Origin of the sequence: Hydrogenophaga sp. (genome assembly GCF_051860785.1) — a bacterium.
Taxonomy (GTDB): Bacteria; Pseudomonadota; Gammaproteobacteria; order Burkholderiales; family Burkholderiaceae_C; genus Hydrogenophaga.
In genome coordinates, this window is record NZ_JBIMLB010000004.1 from 1 (window position 1) to 18,941 (window position 18,941).

An 18,941-nucleotide genomic window follows, 5' to 3' on the forward strand; every position below is an offset into this window, starting at 1 on the left:
TGGACAAGGCCGTGGCCGACATCGAAAGAGAGGTGGGCCACGGCCTGGAGCCCTTTCGACAAGCCGCCAAGCTGCTGAGCACCATGCCGGGCCTGAGCGCGGTCAGTGCCAACGTCCTCGTGGCGGAGATCGGCGTCGACATGTCGCGCTTCCAGACCGCTGGACATCTGCTGAGTTGGGCCTGCCTGTGTCCACGCAACGATGAGAGTGCGGGCAAGCGCCGATCCACCAGGCTGCGCCGCGGCGGCAAGTGGCTCAAGGCCACCTTGGTCCAGGCCGCCTGGGCAGCCGTGCGGGTCAAGGGCAGCTATCTGCAAGCGCAGTTCCATCGCATCCGTGCGCGCCGCGGTGCCAAGAAGGCCATCATCGCCGTAGCCGCCTCCATGCTCACAGCCGCATGGCACATGCTGCGCGATGGCACCGAGTGGAACGACCTGGGCGCGGCACACTTCGACCACGCCAATGCCCAAAAAACCGCCAACCGCCTTGTACGAAGACTCCAGCAGATCGGATTCAACGTGCAGATCTCACCTGCTGGCGAGGCGGTAGTTTCATCCTAGAAGGATCGCCCTCTTCCCTGGGTCCTCTTCCATCTTCTGTCTCCCTCTCCTTTCAGTGCGACATCAGCACCGGCAGCGTCATCGTTTGCAGGATGGTGCGCGTCGCGCCCCCCAGCACCCATTCGCGCGCCCGGCTGTGACCGTAGCACCCCATCACCAGCAACTCGGCGCTCATGTCTGCCGCCATTGACAGCAGAGAGTTGCCCACGTCGTTGTCCCCGGGGCCGCCCGAGTGCGTCGCCACCGTGACGCCGTTGACCTTCAGATAACGCTCCAGCGAGCGCAATGTAATCTCCGAACCCTCGCTGCTGGACGCGATCCGAGAAGGCGCGGTGCTGCGGGTGCGGCCCAGGGCCATGACGGTGGCCACCATCGTGGCCGGGTTGCTGCCGCTGTTCTGGGGCCTGGGCACTGGTAGCGAGGTGATGCAGCGCATCGCAGCACCCATGATCGGCGGCATGATCAGCGCGCCGCTGCTTTCGCTGTTCGTGGTGCCGGTGGCCTACAGGTTGACGCGGCGGCGGCGCTGAATCGGCCCCGAGTGCCTCGCAGGCCCTGGCCCCGTTTCTTTTCGGAATAGCGCTGGTGCGATGGGGGGCGGGGGCACTTTGGCTGTCGGCGGGGCTAGGCATCATGGCCCTACTTGCGCTGTTGGCCTTGCCGGGGGCGTCGACAAGATCGGCTGAATGAGCGCACCTACATTCCTGTCCCGCAAAGAAGTGAACCGCTACACGAGCACACAGTCAAAGTGGGCCAGTTCTCGGCATTCAAAACGATGGGTCAGCCCTTTAAGAACTCGCTTATTGACGGCTTTTTCTTTCCCGCACAATAGACCGCCCAATCGCCCATCATCACTCGGCGTCGCTCCAATGCGTCGCCTCGCCGATATGCGGCCTCTACTTCATTGCCCAGGGTATGGGCCAACGCTTGCTCTGCCAGTTCCCGCGCATAGTCAGTGGTCTCCCCGACCCAGTCTCTAAAGGTGGAGCGAAACCCGTGAGGCACTGCTGCCACGCCAATCCTGCGCACCACAGCCGTCAACGCCATGTCTGAAAGCTGTCCTCCACGCACAGCAAAGAACACATGTTCATTGTCCTCCAGCTTGGGCAAATTCTTGAGCACGGCCACAGCAGAATCCGAAAGTGGCACCCGGTGCTCCTTTCCCGACTTCATGCGTTCAGCAGGCACAACCCAAAGCCGGGCTTTTAGATCAATCTCAGACCAGGTTGCTCCGCGAACCTCCCCACTACGGGCCGCAGTCAGAATGACAAATTCCAACGCGCGAGCCGCCATTCCTGCCCGAGAACGCAGTTCCACCATGAACTTAGGCATCTCGCCAAAAGGAAGTGCTTTGTAGTGCTCGACTTTCTTGACCTTCTTGGGCGCCGCAAGCAAATGATCAAGGTGGCCTTTCCACCGAGCGGGGTTTTCGCCTGAGCGGTACTTGCGAACAGTCGCCCAGTCCAGCACATTTTCAATGCGCCCGCGGACCCGGGAAGCGGTTTCATTTTTTATCTTCCAGATTGGATCGAGGGCTTTCAGTACCTGTTCCTGATCAACGTCACGCACCAGCAGATTACCGAACACGGGATAGACATAGGTTTCCAAAGTAGCGGCCCACTGAGCTCGGTGCTTGGGATTTTTCCACCCATCCCCATGAGCTTCTATGTACGCCTCGGCAGCTTGCTTGAAGGTCTTTTCGGTGGCTTGCTGCGCCCGCAACCTACTGGCCACCATGACACGCTGAACAATAGGATCGACCCCCTGCTCCACTTCATCGCGGGCTCGTCTGGCCTTGTCCCGCGCTTGCGCTAACGTGACGTCGGGGAATCCGCCCAAGCCCATGTGACGGCGTTTGTCTCCTACTGTGACGCGCAGCACCCACGAGCGCGAGCCAGTATTCGCCACGTACAAGTAGAGACCAGCGACGCCTCCGATAGCATGATGACCTGGTGCGGTCAGACGACCGACCTCTAGTGCAGAGAGTTCTTTTGCTTTTCTAGCCATAGTGAATCTTAACTCTACCATTCCTTCTACCATTATTGCTTAAATTGGGCTGAATCCCGTAGCACGGCGTTGGACGAGAAGATGCCCCATCTCAGAGGAAAAGCGGGCACGAACTAGACAAAGTTGGACGGATTAGAATCCCTGTTCGGCAGACGCCCTCTCCGCCAGTGATCGGTTTTCAGCGTTCGCCAACGTTAGAGATACCACCTCAAAGCCCCGTTTCCTAGAGAAACGGGGCTTTTGTTGCTTCTGGACGCGTCGCGTAAAGCAATGCACGTCCTGGTGCGGGTGCCAGGACGAAGACCCGTCACAACCACCGCGATAGGGAACCAACAAAATCACAAACCAGAGGCCGCGTAGGCCATGACTATGGTGATAGTCAGTATGATGAATCTTTTGGCACGGCAATCCGTGATGCTTTTCTGAAACAACCCGCCGCAGTCTGGCCGTATTGACGCTGCAGTCAGGGACAACGCATTGGAGAGGGCCGATGACCGCGGGTCGTTTAAAGATTGCGTATTTGTGCGACATCTCGCCGTTGCACAGGAATCCGTATTCCGGTGGGAATACCCGCATTTATGAGGCACTCGCGAAGCATGCAGGCGATGTGACGATCCTGCCAAACACATGGTATGGCGCTGAACCTTTGCGCCGCCTGATACATGCCTCGCCAGAGCGGATCAATATGCGGGCGCGGTGGCGGGCGCATCTGATGCTGGCACGCATCATCTCTGCGGGTGTGCGTCGTGAATTGGCCAAAGGGCAGTACGACGTGTTGTTCGGGGCCTATTCGTTCCAATCGATGTACCGTGTCGCTACCCCCTACCCGATGGTCAAGGTCTTTACCTCTGACGCGACACAGACCACCTATCGCAACTCCGAGATTGGCAATTTTCACAAGTCGAGCAAGGTCGGACGGATTTTGGACGACTGGATCGAACGTTGCGAAAACCGTACCTTCCAATCGACGGATCTGCAGCTGTGGCCATCCAGTTGGCTGAAGCAACTGGCTGATGCGCGCTATGGATTGACCGACAAGACTTCGCATTGGATTCCTTGGGGGGCCAATCTGACCGCACCCACACCCCGTGTCACCCCGACTGAAATTTCACGCAACGGCCCCGTTCGCCTGCTATTGATTGGGCGCAACTGGTTTGCCAAAGGCGGGCCGATGGCGTTCGATACGATGCAATTGCTGCGTGAGCGCGGAGTGGACGCGCGACTGACGGTGATTGGCAGCATGCCGCCGGACTTTCACCGCAACGAATTCGTGACCGTGCACCGCCATCTGGACAAAGCCGTACCTGAGCAGTTCGCCGTGTTCGAGCAGGCCTTGGACAAGGCGCATTTCATTGTGATGCCGTCTTATGAAAGCTACGGCTTTGTGTTCTGCGAGGCCTCTGCCTACGGGGTGCCGTCTTTGTGCCTGAGAGTGGGCGGAGTGCCGATCCGCGACGGGGTCAATGGCCATGCATTGCCCATAGGCAGTGGCCCTGCAGAGTTTGCGGCAATGGTCGAGCGGTATCTGGATCAGCCCGACAGCTACTGGAACCTGTGCCTGAGTACCAGACAGGAATTTGACGAACATCTGAACTGGGACGCATGGGGCAAGCACACGGCCAAGCTGCTGCAAGAAGCCGTGGCCCGAAAACGTCAGGGCTGACCGTTCGTCAAGTGGGGTGGCATTGGTGGCCTAGGCTGCGTTTCACCTCTGCCTCACCAATGGGAGTACATAGCGAAGGAAGAGCGGCGCAAACAGCGCGGTGGTCACGCATCCCAGAACCGCCAAACGCCAGAACGGCTTGAGCTCAGAGACATACGGCGCGTGCGTCACCAGCCAGTATCCGGCAAGCGAAATCGACAGAAAGAAAGCGCACATGCCCATTTCCACCCGCGCATTGCGCAACCCGAGACTGCGCCCCAACCACTGGCCGACGAACCAACGCACCACCTCACTGACGGACAAAAAGGCAGCGGCATAAACTAGGTCGAGCTTGAACACAGAAATGGGTATCAGCAAGAGTGCAAACGAGGCAACCTTGCTTCCGCTGGTGATGGCAGTCCACATCGGACGCCCGGAGGCAACAAATGCGGCGCCGTACATGTTTTCCAGGCAGTTGAACCAGGCTCCCACTGCGAGAATGGGTAAGAGCACGCCACCCATGGCGTAGCGCTGGTCGTAGGCCAACTCGAAAAAGGTGCCAGCGCCAGCAATCAACAGCGCGCACAGAAAACTGGAAATCACCATCATCGCCGTGCGTGTTCGTGCAAATGCCATGGGCAAGGACATGCCTTGCTCCAGCATGCGCGAATACCAGGGGAAGAGCACACTCCATTGGATCTGTGCCACCAACGTCGGCACGATAACAGCGAGGCTGGCTGCGATGGAATACACGCCGAACTCCCCAAGGGCGTACATGCCGGCCAACACGAGCCGATCCGACTGGAGCGCAAGGAAGGTGAACAGCGTTCCTACAGTGATCCACTTTCCGAAGGAAATGATGGTCTTCACCGCTTCGCGATTCCAGCAGAAGCGTGATTTCTGCCCCTTCAGCATCCAGTAGCCCAACGCCGCGTAGAGCGCGCTGGACAGAATCGCCGAGATAGCGAGTGCATAGGCTGATTTCAAGTACCAAGCCAGCAGCAACGTGAGTGCGGTATTGACGGGTCCGTGAATTAACTCCAGCTTGGCGATGTCTTTCATCCGCAGATGCCGGACCGTCGTGAAGTGCTTTGACGACTGAAAGCCCTGGATCAAGGTCCCAAAGGCCACGATCGGAATCAGATACAGCAACTCATACGCCTGGGGATCGTTTGCACCATAAATGCGTGACAGCGGCCAGGCCATCAAGACGGATACGAGGAACAGAAAGAATCCCCTGATCACCTGAAGCGTCCAGGCGGTATTCAGGAATTCAGGGTCGTCGCCACGCGCATTCTGGATGACGTTGGTGTTCAACCCAATGTTCGTGAACATCCCAAGACCCATCATCACAGCCGTGACGATGGCCATCAATGCAAACACCTCTTCAAAGAGGATCGCTGCAAGAATGATGTTGGAGCCAAGACGCAGGATCTGGCCGAGGCCAAACATGACCATGGTCCACATGGCCCCTGATCTCGCACGTCCGCCCAGACTCTCAGGAGGCGAGATCTGCGAATCGGCGTTGTCGGAAGAGCTCGACATGTGTGCTGGGTTCAATGACCTGGATTGAGCTTCTGCGAGCCAGTCCGTCGCTCATTCACGTTCATTTCGCGTCTCTTTACCTGCCACTCGGCCTGGATGAGAAATCCGTAGGCGGAACAGAGTCCCAGCACCGTCACGATCAGAATCGGTACCGCCGAGATGGAACTCAAGGTGATCAGCACAAAAATCATGGCAATCACGATGCTGATCAGCGCTCTTCCCAGTCGGCTCAGATCCTTGGAGACAAGACGAATGCCTTTCTCCGAGCGTCGCACCAACCACAGTGCTCGCAAGAACATGCCCGCGAAGAAAAACAATCCAAAGACTCCGTAGTGCAGCATCACGGAGAGGAAAAGGTTGACCAGGTCGATGATCCCCTCCCCTTGCCTCATGACCTCAAGTTCAGGCGCCTGAAGCACGCGCGGATCGCCAAACCAGAAGTTGCGCTCGATCAGCGGCATGGCCACAGAAAACCAATTGGCCCTGTACTCGATGCTGCCTTGCTCCGCCTCGCCAATGATGGGAATCAGGTCGATGATGGTCCTGCCAGCGGGAAACAGGCTGAGCACAGCCATCAACAAGAACAGTCCCATGAAGACCAGCATCACTCGACCCACTGCTTTTTCGCCTTGAGCGACAAACACGAAGACCATCAACACGGATGCAAGCCAAGGAGCTCGAGAAAGCGAAGCCAGCACGCCGATACCCAAAACCATCCACAGGAGAAGGTGGCGCGACTTGCCAACGACAAGATCTTTGAGATAAAGCCATGCACCCAGCGCAACGATGACAACCAGGCCCAGCACAATCGAGTCCAGGAGAGACGCCCCCGGGCGCAGGAATGCGCCCCGTGTCTTGTAGTGCGGGTGTACGAAAAGCCCCATCTCTGAGATCGAGGCCTGATACAGCTTCCAGCTTCGCGCGACCTCAAAAATCGCAAAAACGGAGACCAGCAGCGCACCGATCAACAGTCCCGCCAGCGCTCCACGAAAGTCTTCGACGCTCTTGATGCTTCTACTGGCTACGTAATAGGGCAGGTATCCATCGATGAGCTGCAGAAACACGATCCGAGCGGCATTGGTCGGACTGGTTTCCAGCATGCCCAACACGCCGGTGAGCACCAGATAACTTGCCAGCATCCAGTCGACCGGGGACCTGCCAAAACGATGGGTGGACGGGTCCCGCATCAGGCGAAGAGCCACAGGCAGCAGCAAGAACAGCGCCAGGATCCGATAGTGATCCAGCATGAAAAGGTGATCGATGATCCCCAGGCCTGGAATGGGAACCTGAACGGCAGGGGCCGCAAAGAGCAGCAGGAAATAGAGGCCCATCACGTGGCTTTCCTTGCGGCGTACTACGTACAGCATGCAAGCCATGACCACGGCATATAGCCAGAAACTGAAAGAAAGAAACCACGCCAGCGTGGCAAAAAACCAGAGCTTGCGCCAGCGATCAAAGGTTTTTTCCGGAATCACCTGAATCACCGCCGGGCGCACCACATACAGCAGCGCGCCGCTTAGCACGAGGATCACGATGAGTGCACGGATGGCTTCAGACATGGCGTGGTATTGCACTCAGCGCTCAGGCCGAGCGTGGGCTCAATGGTGAGGACAAGTTGAGCGATTCCAGAGCATGTTCACGTTCTGGATCGGGTGGTGCCGCTCAGTAGTACTCGTTGTTGCTGGGCGCATCGTCCTTGTTCAGGACCACCCCCAGGAGATTGAACTTCGAGAGCCGGCTCATGGATTCGTCGATTTCCTTGCGCGTGGATGCGCCATTGCCGACCACCATCAGCACGCAATCAATGCGCGGCAGGATGGTCAGCACATCGTCGGCCGCCAGCACGGGCGGCAGATCCACCACCACCACTCGATCGGCGTAGTGTTCTCGGAGCTCGTCAATCAGCGCTGCCACTTTGCTCGAGCCGAGCACTTCGGCCGAACGGGGCAATGGCTGCTGCGTCGGCAACACCACAAACCGCGGTAGGCCTGGATTCACCATCGCTTCCTCGACGCGGGCACTGCCCACCAGGACTTCGTTGAGCGAGATGTCACGCTTGAGGCCCAACATGCCGGCCACCTGCGGGCGACGCAGGTCGAAGTCCAGCAACAACGATGTTCTGTTGGTCTGTTGTGCAATGCCGATGGCAAGGTTGATCGCTACCACCGTCTTGCCCGAGGCCATGGTCGGCGAAGTGATCGCGAGCGTGCGCCAACCGTTCTCGTCCATTTTCTGCAGCACCTGGGTTCTCAGCAGGTCAAATGCCCAGGACACCGGGTGCTGCTTTTGATGCGCCACGATGCGGTTGTTTTCGAGATGCTCCAGATCCAGTTGAACAACCGGGGTCTGCCGGTAGTGAATGTCGGCGTCGATCTTCGATGGAGGCTCCACCATGACGGCTGGAGCCGGTTTGGCCGCCAGGCGAAGTTTGGCGGCGTTCGACAACTCGTCGGGGGACCCGCGTTGCGTCCTGGCCTTTTCAAGGGCTTCTTTGATGCGTTCCATGGCGGCGACGGTTCCTAGGTCTGGGCGTGACGTGACAAGATTCAGCGTGATCGGGAGCGGCCGGCCGCCAGCAGTGCGCTGAACACCGAACCCTTGCGCCATTTTTCAAGGGCGGCAATTTCCGATCCGATGGGGATGTATGGAATGACCGCCAGCGGCCGTTGGTTCACAGCAGCCGTCAAGGCATTGACGCCCCAGACGCGCGCGAGCAACATCTCCAACAAAAGGGCGACGCCCAGCGCGGCACCAATGGCGGCAGCCAAGCCTGCCGCCATCAACTTCTTGCGACTGGGTTTGATGGGGTATTCAGGCAGCAGAGGCGGCTCAAGCAACGTAAACCGTTCGGCCTGCTGACCGCCTTCGAGGTTTTCAACCACCTGTGCCGACATCAACTGGGTTCTCAGTTCTTCGTATTTGGTCCGGGCAGCCTCGTAGTCACGTTGCATGCCGGCAAGCTGTCGCTCCAACTGGGGCGCCCGGCTGGCTTGGGCGCGAATCTGCGCGATGGATCCCCTGAGCGTCGACTGCTGGCTGGACAGCAGGTCTGCCCTCGAGCGTGCCGCCTCCATCTGAGCTTCCAGCCGCGAGGCGGCCAGGACCATCTGTTCTCTCGCCGCATTTCTCGCTGGCGTCTGCACGCGTGCCTCATTGGCAACTGCAAGTTCCAGGCTGGGAATGCGACGCACGAGCGAACGCACATCAGGGTGATCTTCCGAATAAATCGCACGCAACCCTGCCAGTTGTGCACGTGCGCGCTCGAGTTCCTGCTCGGTCTGGCTTGGAGTTGTTGCCGTCACCGCACCCGATGCCGTAACGCCCCTTCTGGCAGCATTCAGCTCGACTTCGAGCGAGCGCAGCTCACTGACTGCCAGGCGGTAGTCGCGCTCGGCATTGCGCAGGTCGGCTTCAAGAGCCGGCAGTCCGCCCATCGTCACGGCGCTGCTATCTGGCAGCGAACCCCCATGCTGGGACTTGAAGGTGGCGATCTGCGCCTCCAGCGACTCCAGCTCCTTGCGCACGCGCTCGGCCTCCCCACTGAGGAAGTCAGTCGTACGGGAAGCCTGATCGACGCGATCCTGCCGGTTACTGGACAGGAAAAGATTGGCCAGTTCGCGGGTCACCTCCAGTGTCTTTTCCGGATCCCCGTATTCGAAAGACAAGTTGAAGGAAACGGAGGCCGGACGAGGCGCCCAGGGATCGCCTGCTCCACCCATCAGTTCAATCCGGATGCTCTGACGCATGGCGTTCACGATATCGGTGTCAGAAGGCGTCCTCCCATCTTCGCCGGCAAAGAGGTGGTGTTCGCCAGCGACGCGGATCAGATTCTCTCGTGTCATCAGCCGCTGTCGAATGAGGTTTACACGATCTTCCGCACGCGGGCGCGTTGCGCCTTCTGTCGCCGCCACCTGGACCTGCGGACCTTCCACAAGAATCGTCGCCGTGGATTCGTACACCCTGGGCTGGGTGAACACGAAGACCACGGCAGCAGTCAATACGGCGCCGAACACGAGAATCATCACCAGCGCCCGTCGCCGAAGGATGGAGAGGTAGTCGTGCAGACTGAGCTGGTAGTCACCAAACATGAAATATCGCCCTCAAAGGCCTGATGCATACGAATAGACCAAACCCGCTCGAACCGCCCATCCGCGACCCGAGAGCCCGCCGAAGCCACTGGACCTCCGCTCTTCAACACCCACCGAAGAAGTCCAGCGCGCAGCCAGTTGGTTGTCAAGGGACAGCGCGAACAGGCTGCCACGGCCGGTGGCGACGTCAGTGGATCGGCTCTGTGAATAGCGGCCGGCCACCGATGTTCCCTCGGTCAATCGATAGCCGACGCGCACGCCAAGCAACTCGTTCCTGACGTACCGAGACACCGCACCAATGGGCGCTACGTCCCGACTCCACTCCAGTCCCGAGGTCAGTCGGCTGCCGGTGTAGTTCAGGCGGACGCCTCCCAATGTACCGGTCTCGGTCTGAGCGCCTTTGACACGCGACTGCCCACCAAACGCGTCAAGCGACCATTCTTGGGACAGCGCCCTCGTGGTGCCCACCAGCCAGCGTGTCTGGGTGGAAACTGCACCTCCGTTCAATGGCGTCAACCTTGAATGGGACGGCTCGAAGTAATAGGCTTCTGTCTCGGAGTGATCCCAGGTCACCCGGCTGGAAAGCAGCAGTTCACGGTAGTCCTCCAGCAACGGGGTGTCGTAATCGACCCTCCTGTTGGTGGCATTCAGGGTCAACCGGGTCCGCTCCGTCATTTCCTTGTTCCATCGCGCGCCCGTGAGAAACTCCCGCTCCCGCGCATCCACGGTGACACGTCCAAAATCCGCAAACTGGGTATTGCGGGTGGCAGACTCAGACAGATTGGCACGCAACTCAAGGTCAGACGACGGCCAAGCGTAGCCCCAGGTATAGCCGGCGCTGGGGAAATCGCGGTTCGCCAGCAAAGTGGTGTCGCTTGTGCGCTCGATCACTGCACTCAAGGACAGTCTCGACCGGTACCGTTCGCCTCTTGACTCAAAGGCGTAGGTGGGTGCAAAGCGCAGGACGGTGACGCCACCCGGACTGATATTGGTGAGCAGAGGGTTCTCGACCCTCTCGACTTCACTCGACATGCTGAATGTGTGCTGAGCGAGCGCCGTGTTCGCGCTTGCGCCCATTACAGCGGCGATGCAAACGATCGTCTTGACGCAATTCATCTTCAGGGCACCAGAATCGTGTCGCCGGGCTGAAGCACGACGTTCGTTTCCAGCGAATTGCCGCGAATCAGGTCGTCGTACCGAACGGGAAGAACCGTCGTGCCTGCGCTCGTCTGGCGCAAGACCTGGATGGCATTGCCATTGGCAAAACGGTCCAGACCCCGGGCCTGGCTGATCACCTGCAGCACCGTTGTCGAAGGCGACATCAGCGTGACGGGGCCTGGCTGAATCACTTTGCCCAGCACATACACCCGACTGCCTTCGATACCGGTGACTGCAACGGTCACCGCCGCCTCAGGGATGAATTTCCGGATCTTGCTGGCGATGCGCTCTTCGGCTTGCGGGGTGGTCAGGCCGGCCACCTCTACACGACCGGCCAGAGGGAAGGTGATGCTGCCATCAGGCAGCACGCGCACCTCCATGCGCAGGGCCTCCTCTTTCCAGACCGACACGGTCAGAACGTCGCCGTGACGCAATTGATAGGAGGTTGCTACCTGGGCCCAGGCTGTTGTGGCAACCAGGAGCAGCAACACGGACCAGAGGGATTGCACTGCAAATTTCATGCTCAAAACTCCTAGGTGGATCAGGCTGGACAACAGACCGGTGCGTGGCTCTGGCGCGACATGGCCGCTGTCCGCCGATGCGTCATGCGAGAAGGTCTTGCGTGAGAATCGCGACGACGAAGCGAGGGCTGCTGTCACATCTTGTTTCTCCACGCCCCATGTTAATCGATCAAGCTGGCAACCAAGTGTGAACAGATCAACGATCCATCCATGTGTTTCGCATGGTGTGGTCCAGGGTCGCGTCAAGAATCCACTCCGCGAACCAGCTCACTTGTCACTTTTCGGACATCCCATGGTTCGACCACCGTGTGACATAGTTCCCCACCTCCTGCATTTACATTGTCGTGAACAGTCCGGTTTGTTTACGATCAGCGGTATGAATCATCTGCAAGCACAGGCGCACCCCATCAGCGCAAATGGGCGCGCGATATGTTGAGCCTGAGTGTCGTGGGTGACCATGCCGTCATTTGCGCCAACGCGGTCGGTGGTCAGCGACGTGCCGCTTCACCCAGTCTCCACCGACATTCCTGCGCGCTGCAGCTCCCTGGATCGCAACAATGCCGCACACTTCTAGAGCCACGATCGGCGCAGTGATCATCGGTCGCAACGAAGGGGAGCGCCTGCGCCTTTGTCTTGCGTCCGTGCTGCCGTTCACCCGCGCGGCTTGTTACGTCGACTCGGGATCGACGGATGGTTCCGTGGAAATGGCGCGGGCGATGGGTGCCGAGGTGCTGTCCCTCGATCTGGCAACGCCCTTCACCGCGGCAAGAGCCCGCAACGTGGGTTACCGGCATCTGCTCGACCTTCACCCAAGGCTGCGATTTGTCCAGTTCGTCGATGGCGACTGCGAGGTCGTCCCAGGATGGATCGACGCGGCCCGCAGCTACATCGAGGCCCACCCGAATTGTGCGGTGGCCTTCGGTCGCCGTCGTGAGCGCTATCCGACCAAGTCCATCTACAACCGGATCTGCGACCTGGAATGGAACGTGCCCGTCGGGGATGCCCTGAGCTGCGGTGGTGACGCGCTGTTTCGTCTGGATGCACTGGTTCTGGCTGGTGGCTACAGGGACAGCTTGATCGCCGGCGAAGAGCCCGAGCTGTGCCTGCGGCTGCGACGCCTTGGCTGGCGCGTCCACCGCCTGGACCAGGAAATGACCCGGCACGATGCGGCCATCACCCAGTGGCGCCAATGGTGGCGACGGGCCGTCCGGACCGGTCATGCCTTTGCTGAGGGTGCGTGGCTACATGGCGCATCGCCCGATCGCCACTGGGTGCATGAGGCCTCGCGCGCGGTTCTGTGGGGCATGGTGCTTCCTGTCACCATTGCCCTGTTGGGCCTCTTCGTGAGTCCTTTTGCGTGGCTTCTCGTCCTGATTTATCCCTTGCAATGGATCAAGCTCACCATTCGCCAAAACTCTCCCTTGATCGCCTTTCTCACATTGACCGGCAAGTTCGCCGAAGTCCAGGGTGTGCTCAAGTTCTGCATGACCAAGTTGCTGGGACGAACAGGCCGGATCATTGAGTACAAGTAGCTGACAAGGACAAGGCACATGAATCAGGGATGGATCGGCGCGTGGTCACCGGGCATCGGCGACCCCACCGTCGGTGGCTGGATCACGGTCGCGCTCTATGTCTGCACCGCCTGGGCGTGCCTGCGAGTTCTGCTGTACAAACGCCACAAGCAAGTCGTCCTGCGCGACAATGAGCAACTGATCTGGCGCCTGCTGATGCTGGCAATGGTGGCGCTGGGTATCAACAAGCAGCTCGACCTACAGACTGCGCTGACCGAGTTCGCGCGGGTTCTGGCGACCGAACAGGGTTGGTACGGCAACCGGCGCCAATACCAGGAAGCGTTCATCGCCGCCGTGATCGTCATGGGGTTGACGGCACTCGCGGCCATGGCGGTGCTGGTCTGGCATGCCCCGGCGCCCACCCTCCTCGCCTGTGCCGGTGCGGCGGGCCTGATCGTGTTCGTGGCTGTCAGGGCGGCGTCCTTTCACCATGTCGACGCCATTCTGGGCTGGAGGTGGGGCGGATTGCCACTGAACTGGATCCTCGAAATGGGTTCGCTCGTGCTCATCAGCTGGGGGGCCCTGCGACGGGCCCGGATCCCATCATGAGCACGGGCGACACCGGGCTCACCATCGTTCTTCCGGCCAACAATGAAGAGGCTTACATCGCCGACTGTCTTCGGGCCCTGATGGCATCGGAGCCCGCCAACGTTCCGGTGCAACTGCTCGTGGTTGCCAATGCCTGCACAGACAGAACCGTAGCCGTGGCCAGGTCATTCGAGACTGCCGCCACCGCCATGGGTTGGACCATGCAGGTGGTTGATCTGGCTGAGCCTGGCAAGCTGAATGCGCTGAATGTCGGGGACGATCTGGCCCTGGGCGATCTGCGCATCTATCTCGACGCCGACGTCATCGTGAGCCCAGAGTTGGTGCGCATGCTGGTCTCGGAACTGGCCGCAACGCAGGCACCCCGCTATGCCAGCGGCATCCCACGCATAGCGCCCGCCCGCTCGGCGGTCACACGGGCATATGCCCGTTTCTGGCAGCAGCTCCCATTTGCTCGCAGTGAAGCCCCCGGCTTTGGGGTGTTTGCAATGAACGCGGCCGGACGGGCAAGGTGGGGCCGTTTCCCTGCCATCATTTCCGACGACACCTATGTACGGCTGTTGTTCGCACCGCATGAACGCAAAGGCGTCCCGGCCACCTACGAATGGCCCATGGTGGAGGGATTTGGTCGACTCGTGAAGGTCAGGCGCCGGCAGGACGAGGGCGTCAAGGAGATCGCCCGCAAGTGGCCGGAGTTGCTCAAGAACGAGGGCAAGACCTCCCCTGGCCTGAAGCAGTTGCTCGCCCTCGGCCTGCGCGAGCCCGCTGGATTCCTCGTCTATGCGGCAGTGACGCTGGCTGTGCGATCCCGGCAGGGCTCCACGCATTGGACCCGCGGACGCTGAGCGGGGTCACACTTGATCGAAGATCACCTTTGAACTGAGCCGGTGATGAAACGCCTGCTCGATTCGAGCGCGCCCGCGTGAGCTCAGCTCGAGCGCCAGATCCGGTGTGCGCACGACCCTGGACAGCGCTTCCGACAGGCTTGCTGCATCAGACGGCGGCACCAGCAGGCCATCCACCCCATCGGAAATGAGGCCAGGCACACCTCCAGCACGGGTCGCGATCACTGGAACCTCCATGGCCATGGCCTCCATGATCGCCACGCCCAATGGCTCCTCAAAGCTGGCCAGAACGAACACGTGCGCGTCTTCCAGTTCAGCGCGAACACGCTCTTCGGAAACCGCGCCCAGCAAACGGACCACATCCCCGAGAGCGCGCTCGGCGATGACGGATTCCAGACGCTTGCGGTATCCGCTGCCGCCCTGATCGTCTTCGCCTGCAATGGTGAGTGCGACCGCCTGATCCGACTTGCGCAGCCGGTCGACCGCATCCAGCAGGACCTCAAATCCTTTCGCTGGATTGAGCCTGGCGCAGGAGAAGATTTTCAGAACGCCCTCTTCCATTGCCCGATAAGTCGCCTTGCGCTTGAAGACCTGGACGTTCACGCCCATGGGCGCGATGAACAACCTGGCCGGAAGCGATGCACCGAGCCTGGCCCGAAGGTCCTGGAGAATCCAGTCCGCGATGACAATACCGAAGCTCGCATGCTTCCATTTGTTCGACTGATTTCCACCCCAGATCGACAATGGGTTGTGCAACGTCATGCTGTACGTCACGCCAAATGCGGTGTGCGCAAAGAGCGCTACGTTGGCAGCATCTGCGCAGGAGTGAACATGCAAGTGCTGCAATCCGCGGTCCTTGCACATGCGCCCCAGGCCGACGCCGATCATCATCATGACCAGAAGACGGAACTTCGATTCGCCTTGCTGCAATTGCCCAGTTGAGGCGAAGAACATCCGCAAGCAGCGAAAGAGACGAGCGGGCGACAGCAACAGGTCCCGCATCACGCCAAAGACGGCTCCTACCGGCATCGGGTACAGGTACGTCGTTTCCTGTGCCGCGGCCTCGCCCCATGTGGTGGAGCGAATGCCCGAAGGTGGGCGCCTGGTGGAAAACAGCGCAACTTCGGCACGCATCTCCTTCAGCGCCTCGATCTCGCGCCAGAAGAAGTTGTGAGTCTGTCCAGGAAACTCAGGAATCAGGATGCCAATTCGCTTCATGGCGCTCCTTCCAGGGGATTCGTCACACGCACATCCGCACGGCTAACCCGTGGTTTCGCCAAGCTGGCATAGAGCGCGACCACGCGCCTGGCCTTCACGGCCCAGACGAACTCATCCTGAATGTGCTTGCGCACCTTTTCAGACCGTTCGTGCACTTCAAAACGGGATCCGGCCAGCCGAGAGAGAACCGTGCGGAAGCCCGCAACGATCTCGGTCCTGGTACCAATCGGAATCTTGAAGCCGGTCTCCGGTGTCACCAGTTCACCTGGGCCCGCGTAATCGACAATGACGGGAACGACGCCCAATGCCATGGCCTCCAGCACCACGCCTCCGCCAAACTCTCGAATGCTCGGAAACGCCAGGATGTCGCACTGGCACAGGATGTCCTGCACCTTCTCGTTCGGCACCCACCCATGCAAGGTCACGGCGGACCCAAGTCCATGCTCGAGCACGCTGGCCCGCAGCTCATCCATCATGGGCCCGTCGCCGACAATGTCGATGGTCAGCGAACCATCTCGGAGGAGTTCGCGTGCCGCCTCCAGAAGCATGTCGGCCCCTTTGTACGGGACCAGTCGACCCACAAATGCTGCGCGCAATGGCCCGTCCGCGCGAGGTTGGACCGTCTGCCAGAAGCGCTGGGGATCAATCCCGTTCTCGGGCATGTAGATGTACTTGCCACGGTGCTTCGCCGGCAGATCGCCGAGCGTGAAGCGCGAACCCACCAGCACCTTGGCCGCGTGGCGGTAGGTCTGACTGATTCCAGGCATGAGTCGGTACGCCGCACGCACATAGGAGAGCCATTCCTTTTCCCTGCGACGCTCGCGGTCGAACTCTGTGGGCCAGGGCACACCACCATTCAGCGGCCCCAGCATGAACGGCACCCCCACTTTGGCACAACGACGTGCCAGAGAGCTGGGCGCAGTGGGCGTCAGCGGCGTGATGCGGTGCACGACGTCAAACTCCCCTGCGCGAATTCTGGGCCCGAATTGCTTCCAGACCAGCCATTCAAAATAGGGGTAGGTCAAACTGGCCAGCGCGGTCTCGGTGGTCCAGCCGATGCCCTGCCCACCGCGCACCAGGTTGGTCAGTTTCCAGAGCCATTTGGCGACGGCTTCCGAATCAATGGCGGTGAAGTCCACACCCTCCCTCAATCCGGCCCTCAAGAAAGCGTCGCGGTTGCGGATCTGGGTGACGATGTGGGCATCGGTTTCCTTGGCAATGGCCGTGGAAAGCGACCATCCAATCAGCGGGACGCTGAACCATTCGGGATTGGCTGCCTCGGCAATCAGGAGGGCGCGCGGGGAGCTCATTGGTTCACTTGCCCGCCACCAAACAGTCCTTGAGCAGGAACCAGATGCCGCGCGGATAGTTGATGAGGTAACGTCGCCATAGCCGGCCGGGCTCATTGCCCAGACGGTAAAGCCACTCCAGCCCGCCCTTCTGCATCCAGCCCGGAGCGCGGCTGCCTTGCGGACCCAGGATTTCGAAGGTGCCGCCAATGCCCGTCAGCACCAGGTGAGGCATGCGCCGGCGCAGCTCGAGCGCCAGCTGATCCTGCTTGGGAACGCCCAGCGCAATGAAGACGATCTGTGCCTGGCTTCGATGCAGTTCGTCGCAAAACATCTGCAATTGCCCTTCTGACAGATCGACCTTGCCGTCAAACACAAAGGTGCAGGCCTCGCGAGCCTTTGCACCATATTGTTCGATGGTGACAAGGGGACTCTGGCCGCCGATCACGGCGAACCGGGGCACTTGGCTTGAGCGAAGCAATGCATCGACCAGATCAACCCCCGTAGTGCGACCGGCAATGGATGCGCCCTGGCGCTTGAAGCCAGACGCCCAGACGAGCGGCATGCCGTCTGCGGTAATGATGTCGGCCTTCTTGATCAAATTCCAGTAGCCCGGATCCCGAACGCCGCGGGCCAGCATCTCGGTATTGAGCGTCAGAAGCCACGCGCCATCACCACGGCTTGCGCGGTCTGTGACTTCCTGCACATGGCCGCTCAGATCGCCGCGCGAGACTGGCAGTCCACATATTTCACATACATTGGTCATAAGTCCATTCGATTCGATCTGACGCTGCCACGCGCGACAATTCCTGCGGCATCGTAGTCGATAATGTCTCGACTGAATCGGCGAACCAATGGGACTGATCGCCCAATGATGCGACTTCTCGCACGTCGACATGCACTCTGTTGCTGCTCGTCGCCCAGCTTGTGGGCCAGAACCGCTCCCCCGCATTCACCACCACGCAGAACATGTACGAATCCTTCTACGGCTTGAGAGAAAAACCTTTCTCCATCCAGCCCGATCCAGACTTTCTCTACATGGGCAAGCGCCACTCGCTGGCTTACACCATGCTGCAGTACGCCATTCACAACCGGGCGGGCTTCACAGTCATCTGTGGAGACATCGGTTGTGGCAAGACCACTTTGATTCGTCGCCTGCTCAATGAAATGGGGAGCGATGTCAAGGTGGGCCTGGTCACCAATACGCACCCTGACCTCGCCGATCTCACCGAATGGATCATGCTGGCCTTTGGCCAACCCTATGACGGACTCTCGAATGTCGCTCGCTACGACGCCTTTCAGCGCTTCTTGATCAAAGAGTACAGCCAGAACCGCAGGGTGGTGCTCATCGTCGACGAAGCCCAGAACGTCAATCCAGCGGCCATGGAGTCGCTTCGCATGCTCTCCAACATCAATGCGGACAAGGATCAGCTGCTGCAGGTGGTGCTGGTTGGTCAACCGCAACTGCGTACCTTGCTCCAACGCCCGGAACTGCAGCAGTTCGCCCAGCGGGTGGCGGCCGATTTCTACATCTCCCCTTTGAATTCGGTCGAAGTCGGGGACTACATCGATCACCGGCTGAAGGTGGCTGGCCGAGAACGGCAACTGTTCACGCCATTGGCCACATCCAAGATCGCCAAGGCAGCGCACGGCATTCCGCGCAGCATCAATATTCTTTGCGACACGGCCCTGGTTTACGGATTTGCCGCTGAAGCGCGGCTGATCGATGTGCACTTGGTTGACGAAGTCCTGAACGATCGCAGCCAGTACGGCGTGCTGGGCGATATCAACTTCAGGAATAGCCAGTCTGGCAATAGTCAATTTGGAGACAGTTCTTTTTCCACGCCTTCGGATTCGCCCAAAGCGTGATCGAGCACACGCTGTTGTAACAAACTGTCGAGTGATAATTACTTACCCATGGGGGGTATATCGAGCGACCGTACCTGCGAGA

At 59.8% G+C, this 18,941-nt stretch carries 17 protein-coding genes and 1 pseudogene; 7 read left to right on the top strand and 11 right to left on the bottom strand.

The window, feature by feature from the left end:
* Positions 1 to 560: transposase (locus ACTIF6_RS07025; RefSeq protein WP_439587253.1), on the top strand; the 560-nt coding region annotated here is incomplete at its 5' end.
* A gap of 52 nt (positions 561 to 612) precedes the next feature.
* Here the strand turns inward: ACTIF6_RS07025 and ACTIF6_RS07030 are convergent.
* A complete protein-coding gene (locus tag ACTIF6_RS07030; RefSeq protein ID WP_439587254.1) occupies positions 613 to 933 on the bottom strand; it encodes a universal stress protein in 321 nt (106 codons plus the stop codon).
* Between ACTIF6_RS07030 and ACTIF6_RS07035 the strand changes: the two are divergent.
* Positions 854 to 1,090: pseudogene (locus ACTIF6_RS07035) on the top strand (efflux RND transporter permease subunit); the annotation flags it as partial. The gene ACTIF6_RS07030 and the pseudogene ACTIF6_RS07035 sit on opposite strands and share 80 nt — an antisense overlap.
* Positions 1,091 to 1,340: 250 nt before the next feature.
* Here ACTIF6_RS07035 and ACTIF6_RS07040 read toward each other — a convergent pair.
* On the bottom strand, positions 1,341 to 2,600 hold the full coding sequence (locus ACTIF6_RS07040; RefSeq protein WP_439587255.1) for a tyrosine-type recombinase/integrase: 1,260 nt from the start codon (positions 2,598 to 2,600) through the stop codon (positions 1,341 to 1,343).
* A 457-nt stretch (positions 2,601 to 3,057) separates the two neighbouring features.
* Here ACTIF6_RS07040 and ACTIF6_RS07045 point away from each other — a divergent pair, with 457 nt between their 5' ends.
* Positions 3,058 to 4,230, top strand: coding sequence for a glycosyltransferase family 4 protein (locus ACTIF6_RS07045; protein WP_439587256.1), 1,173 nt, complete (start codon positions 3,058 to 3,060; stop codon positions 4,228 to 4,230).
* 42 nt (positions 4,231 to 4,272) lie between these two features.
* Here ACTIF6_RS07045 and ACTIF6_RS07050 read toward each other — a convergent pair whose 3' ends face one another.
* The 6 genes from ACTIF6_RS07050 to ACTIF6_RS07075 form a co-directional block, all read right to left on the bottom strand.
* Positions 4,273 to 5,676: an oligosaccharide flippase family protein gene (locus tag ACTIF6_RS07050; RefSeq protein ID WP_439587257.1), complete on the bottom strand. Its 1,404-nt coding sequence runs from the start codon at positions 5,674 to 5,676 to the stop codon at positions 4,273 to 4,275.
* An 89-nt stretch (positions 5,677 to 5,765) separates the two neighbouring features.
* On the bottom strand, positions 5,766 to 7,313 hold the full coding sequence (locus ACTIF6_RS07055) for an O-antigen ligase family protein (RefSeq protein ID WP_439587258.1): 1,548 nt from the start codon (positions 7,311 to 7,313) through the stop codon (positions 5,766 to 5,768).
* 103 nt (positions 7,314 to 7,416) lie between these two features.
* On the bottom strand, positions 7,417 to 8,361 hold the full coding sequence (locus tag ACTIF6_RS07060) for a CpsD/CapB family tyrosine-protein kinase (protein WP_439587259.1): 945 nt from the start codon (positions 8,359 to 8,361) through the stop codon (positions 7,417 to 7,419).
* Complete coding sequence (locus ACTIF6_RS07065; RefSeq protein WP_439587260.1) at positions 8,301 to 9,842, bottom strand: GumC family protein; 1,542 nt, start codon at positions 9,840 to 9,842, stop codon at positions 8,301 to 8,303. The genes ACTIF6_RS07060 and ACTIF6_RS07065 overlap by 61 nt, the downstream gene beginning before the upstream one ends.
* Before the next feature lie 12 nt (positions 9,843 to 9,854).
* On the bottom strand, positions 9,855 to 10,958 hold the full coding sequence (locus tag ACTIF6_RS07070) for a hypothetical protein (protein WP_439587261.1): 1,104 nt from the start codon (positions 10,956 to 10,958) through the stop codon (positions 9,855 to 9,857).
* A 2-nt stretch (positions 10,959 to 10,960) separates the two neighbouring features.
* Complete coding sequence (locus ACTIF6_RS07075) at positions 10,961 to 11,767, bottom strand: polysaccharide biosynthesis/export family protein (RefSeq protein WP_439587262.1); 807 nt, start codon at positions 11,765 to 11,767, stop codon at positions 10,961 to 10,963.
* Between the two features lie 311 nt (positions 11,768 to 12,078).
* Between ACTIF6_RS07075 and ACTIF6_RS07080 the strand changes: the two genes are divergently transcribed.
* The 3 genes from ACTIF6_RS07080 to ACTIF6_RS07090 are packed head-to-tail and all read left to right on the top strand — an operon-like array spanning position 12,079 to position 14,483.
* The gene (locus tag ACTIF6_RS07080) at positions 12,079 to 13,053 is read left to right on the top strand and encodes a glycosyltransferase (RefSeq protein WP_439587523.1); all 975 of its coding nucleotides are present in this window, start codon (positions 12,079 to 12,081) and stop codon (positions 13,051 to 13,053) included.
* Between the two features lie 18 nt (positions 13,054 to 13,071).
* On the top strand, positions 13,072 to 13,641 hold the full coding sequence (locus ACTIF6_RS07085) for a hypothetical protein (RefSeq protein ID WP_439587263.1): 570 nt from the start codon (positions 13,072 to 13,074) through the stop codon (positions 13,639 to 13,641).
* Entirely contained in the window at positions 13,638 to 14,483 is an 846-nt protein-coding gene (locus ACTIF6_RS07090; protein WP_439587264.1) for a glycosyltransferase, read from the top strand. The genes ACTIF6_RS07085 and ACTIF6_RS07090 overlap by 4 nt, the downstream gene beginning before the upstream one ends.
* 6 nt (positions 14,484 to 14,489) lie before the next feature.
* Here the strand turns inward: ACTIF6_RS07090 and epsE are convergent, their stop codons facing one another.
* Genes epsE through ACTIF6_RS07105 form a run of 3 tightly spaced genes read right to left on the bottom strand, consistent with a single transcriptional unit; the run spans position 14,490 to position 17,756 of the window.
* A complete protein-coding gene (gene epsE, locus ACTIF6_RS07095; protein WP_439587265.1) occupies positions 14,490 to 15,701 on the bottom strand; it encodes an exopolysaccharide biosynthesis GT4 family glycosyltransferase EpsE in 1,212 nt (403 codons plus the stop codon).
* Positions 15,698 to 17,011, bottom strand: a complete 1,314-nt coding sequence (locus tag ACTIF6_RS07100) for a glycosyltransferase family 4 protein (RefSeq protein ID WP_439587266.1) — start codon at positions 17,009 to 17,011, stop codon at positions 15,698 to 15,700. The genes epsE and ACTIF6_RS07100 overlap by 4 nt, the downstream gene beginning before the upstream one ends.
* 4 nt (positions 17,012 to 17,015) lie before the next feature.
* Positions 17,016 to 17,756 carry a WecB/TagA/CpsF family glycosyltransferase gene (locus ACTIF6_RS07105; protein ID WP_439587267.1) on the bottom strand — a complete coding sequence of 247 codons (741 nt, stop codon included), beginning with the start codon at positions 17,754 to 17,756 and terminating at the stop codon, positions 17,016 to 17,018.
* 140 nt (positions 17,757 to 17,896) lie between these two features.
* On the opposite strand from ACTIF6_RS07105, the gene ACTIF6_RS07110 reads away from it, so the two are divergent.
* On the top strand, positions 17,897 to 18,859 hold the full coding sequence (locus ACTIF6_RS07110) for an ExeA family protein (RefSeq protein WP_439587268.1): 963 nt from the start codon (positions 17,897 to 17,899) through the stop codon (positions 18,857 to 18,859).
* The last annotated feature ends 82 nt before the right edge of the window (positions 18,860 to 18,941 follow it).

Excerpts from the sequence above, each read along its gene's own strand:
- ACTIF6_RS07070 (WP_439587261.1), bottom strand. The coding sequence starts at position 10,958 with ATGAATTGCGTCAAGACGATCGTTTGCATCGCCGCTGTAATGGGCGCA.
- epsE (WP_439587265.1), bottom strand. The coding sequence starts at position 15,701 with ATGAAGCGAATTGGCATCCTGATTCCTGAGTTTCCTGGACAGACTCAC.
- ACTIF6_RS07030 (WP_439587254.1), bottom strand. The coding sequence starts at position 933 with ATGGTGGCCACCGTCATGGCCCTGGGCCGCACCCGCAGCACCGCGCCT.
- ACTIF6_RS07085 (WP_439587263.1), top strand. The coding sequence starts at position 13,072 with ATGAATCAGGGATGGATCGGCGCGTGGTCACCGGGCATCGGCGACCCC.
- ACTIF6_RS07045 (WP_439587256.1), top strand. The coding sequence starts at position 3,058 with ATGACCGCGGGTCGTTTAAAGATTGCGTATTTGTGCGACATCTCGCCG.
- ACTIF6_RS07080 (WP_439587523.1), top strand. The coding sequence starts at position 12,079 with ATGCCGCACACTTCTAGAGCCACGATCGGCGCAGTGATCATCGGTCGC.
- ACTIF6_RS07065 (WP_439587260.1), bottom strand. The coding sequence starts at position 9,842 with ATGTTTGGTGACTACCAGCTCAGTCTGCACGACTACCTCTCCATCCTT.
- ACTIF6_RS07040 (WP_439587255.1), bottom strand. The coding sequence starts at position 2,600 with ATGGTAGAAGGAATGGTAGAGTTAAGATTCACTATGGCTAGAAAAGCA.
- ACTIF6_RS07060 (WP_439587259.1), bottom strand. The coding sequence starts at position 8,361 with ATGGCGCAAGGGTTCGGTGTTCAGCGCACTGCTGGCGGCCGGCCGCTC.
- ACTIF6_RS07100 (WP_439587266.1), bottom strand. The coding sequence starts at position 17,011 with ATGAGCTCCCCGCGCGCCCTCCTGATTGCCGAGGCAGCCAATCCCGAA.
- ACTIF6_RS07050 (WP_439587257.1), bottom strand. The coding sequence starts at position 5,676 with ATGTGGACCATGGTCATGTTTGGCCTCGGCCAGATCCTGCGTCTTGGC.
- ACTIF6_RS07090 (WP_439587264.1), top strand. The coding sequence starts at position 13,638 with ATGAGCACGGGCGACACCGGGCTCACCATCGTTCTTCCGGCCAACAAT.
- ACTIF6_RS07105 (WP_439587267.1), bottom strand. The coding sequence starts at position 17,756 with ATGACCAATGTATGTGAAATATGTGGACTGCCAGTCTCGCGCGGCGAT.
- ACTIF6_RS07055 (WP_439587258.1), bottom strand. The coding sequence starts at position 7,313 with ATGTCTGAAGCCATCCGTGCACTCATCGTGATCCTCGTGCTAAGCGGC.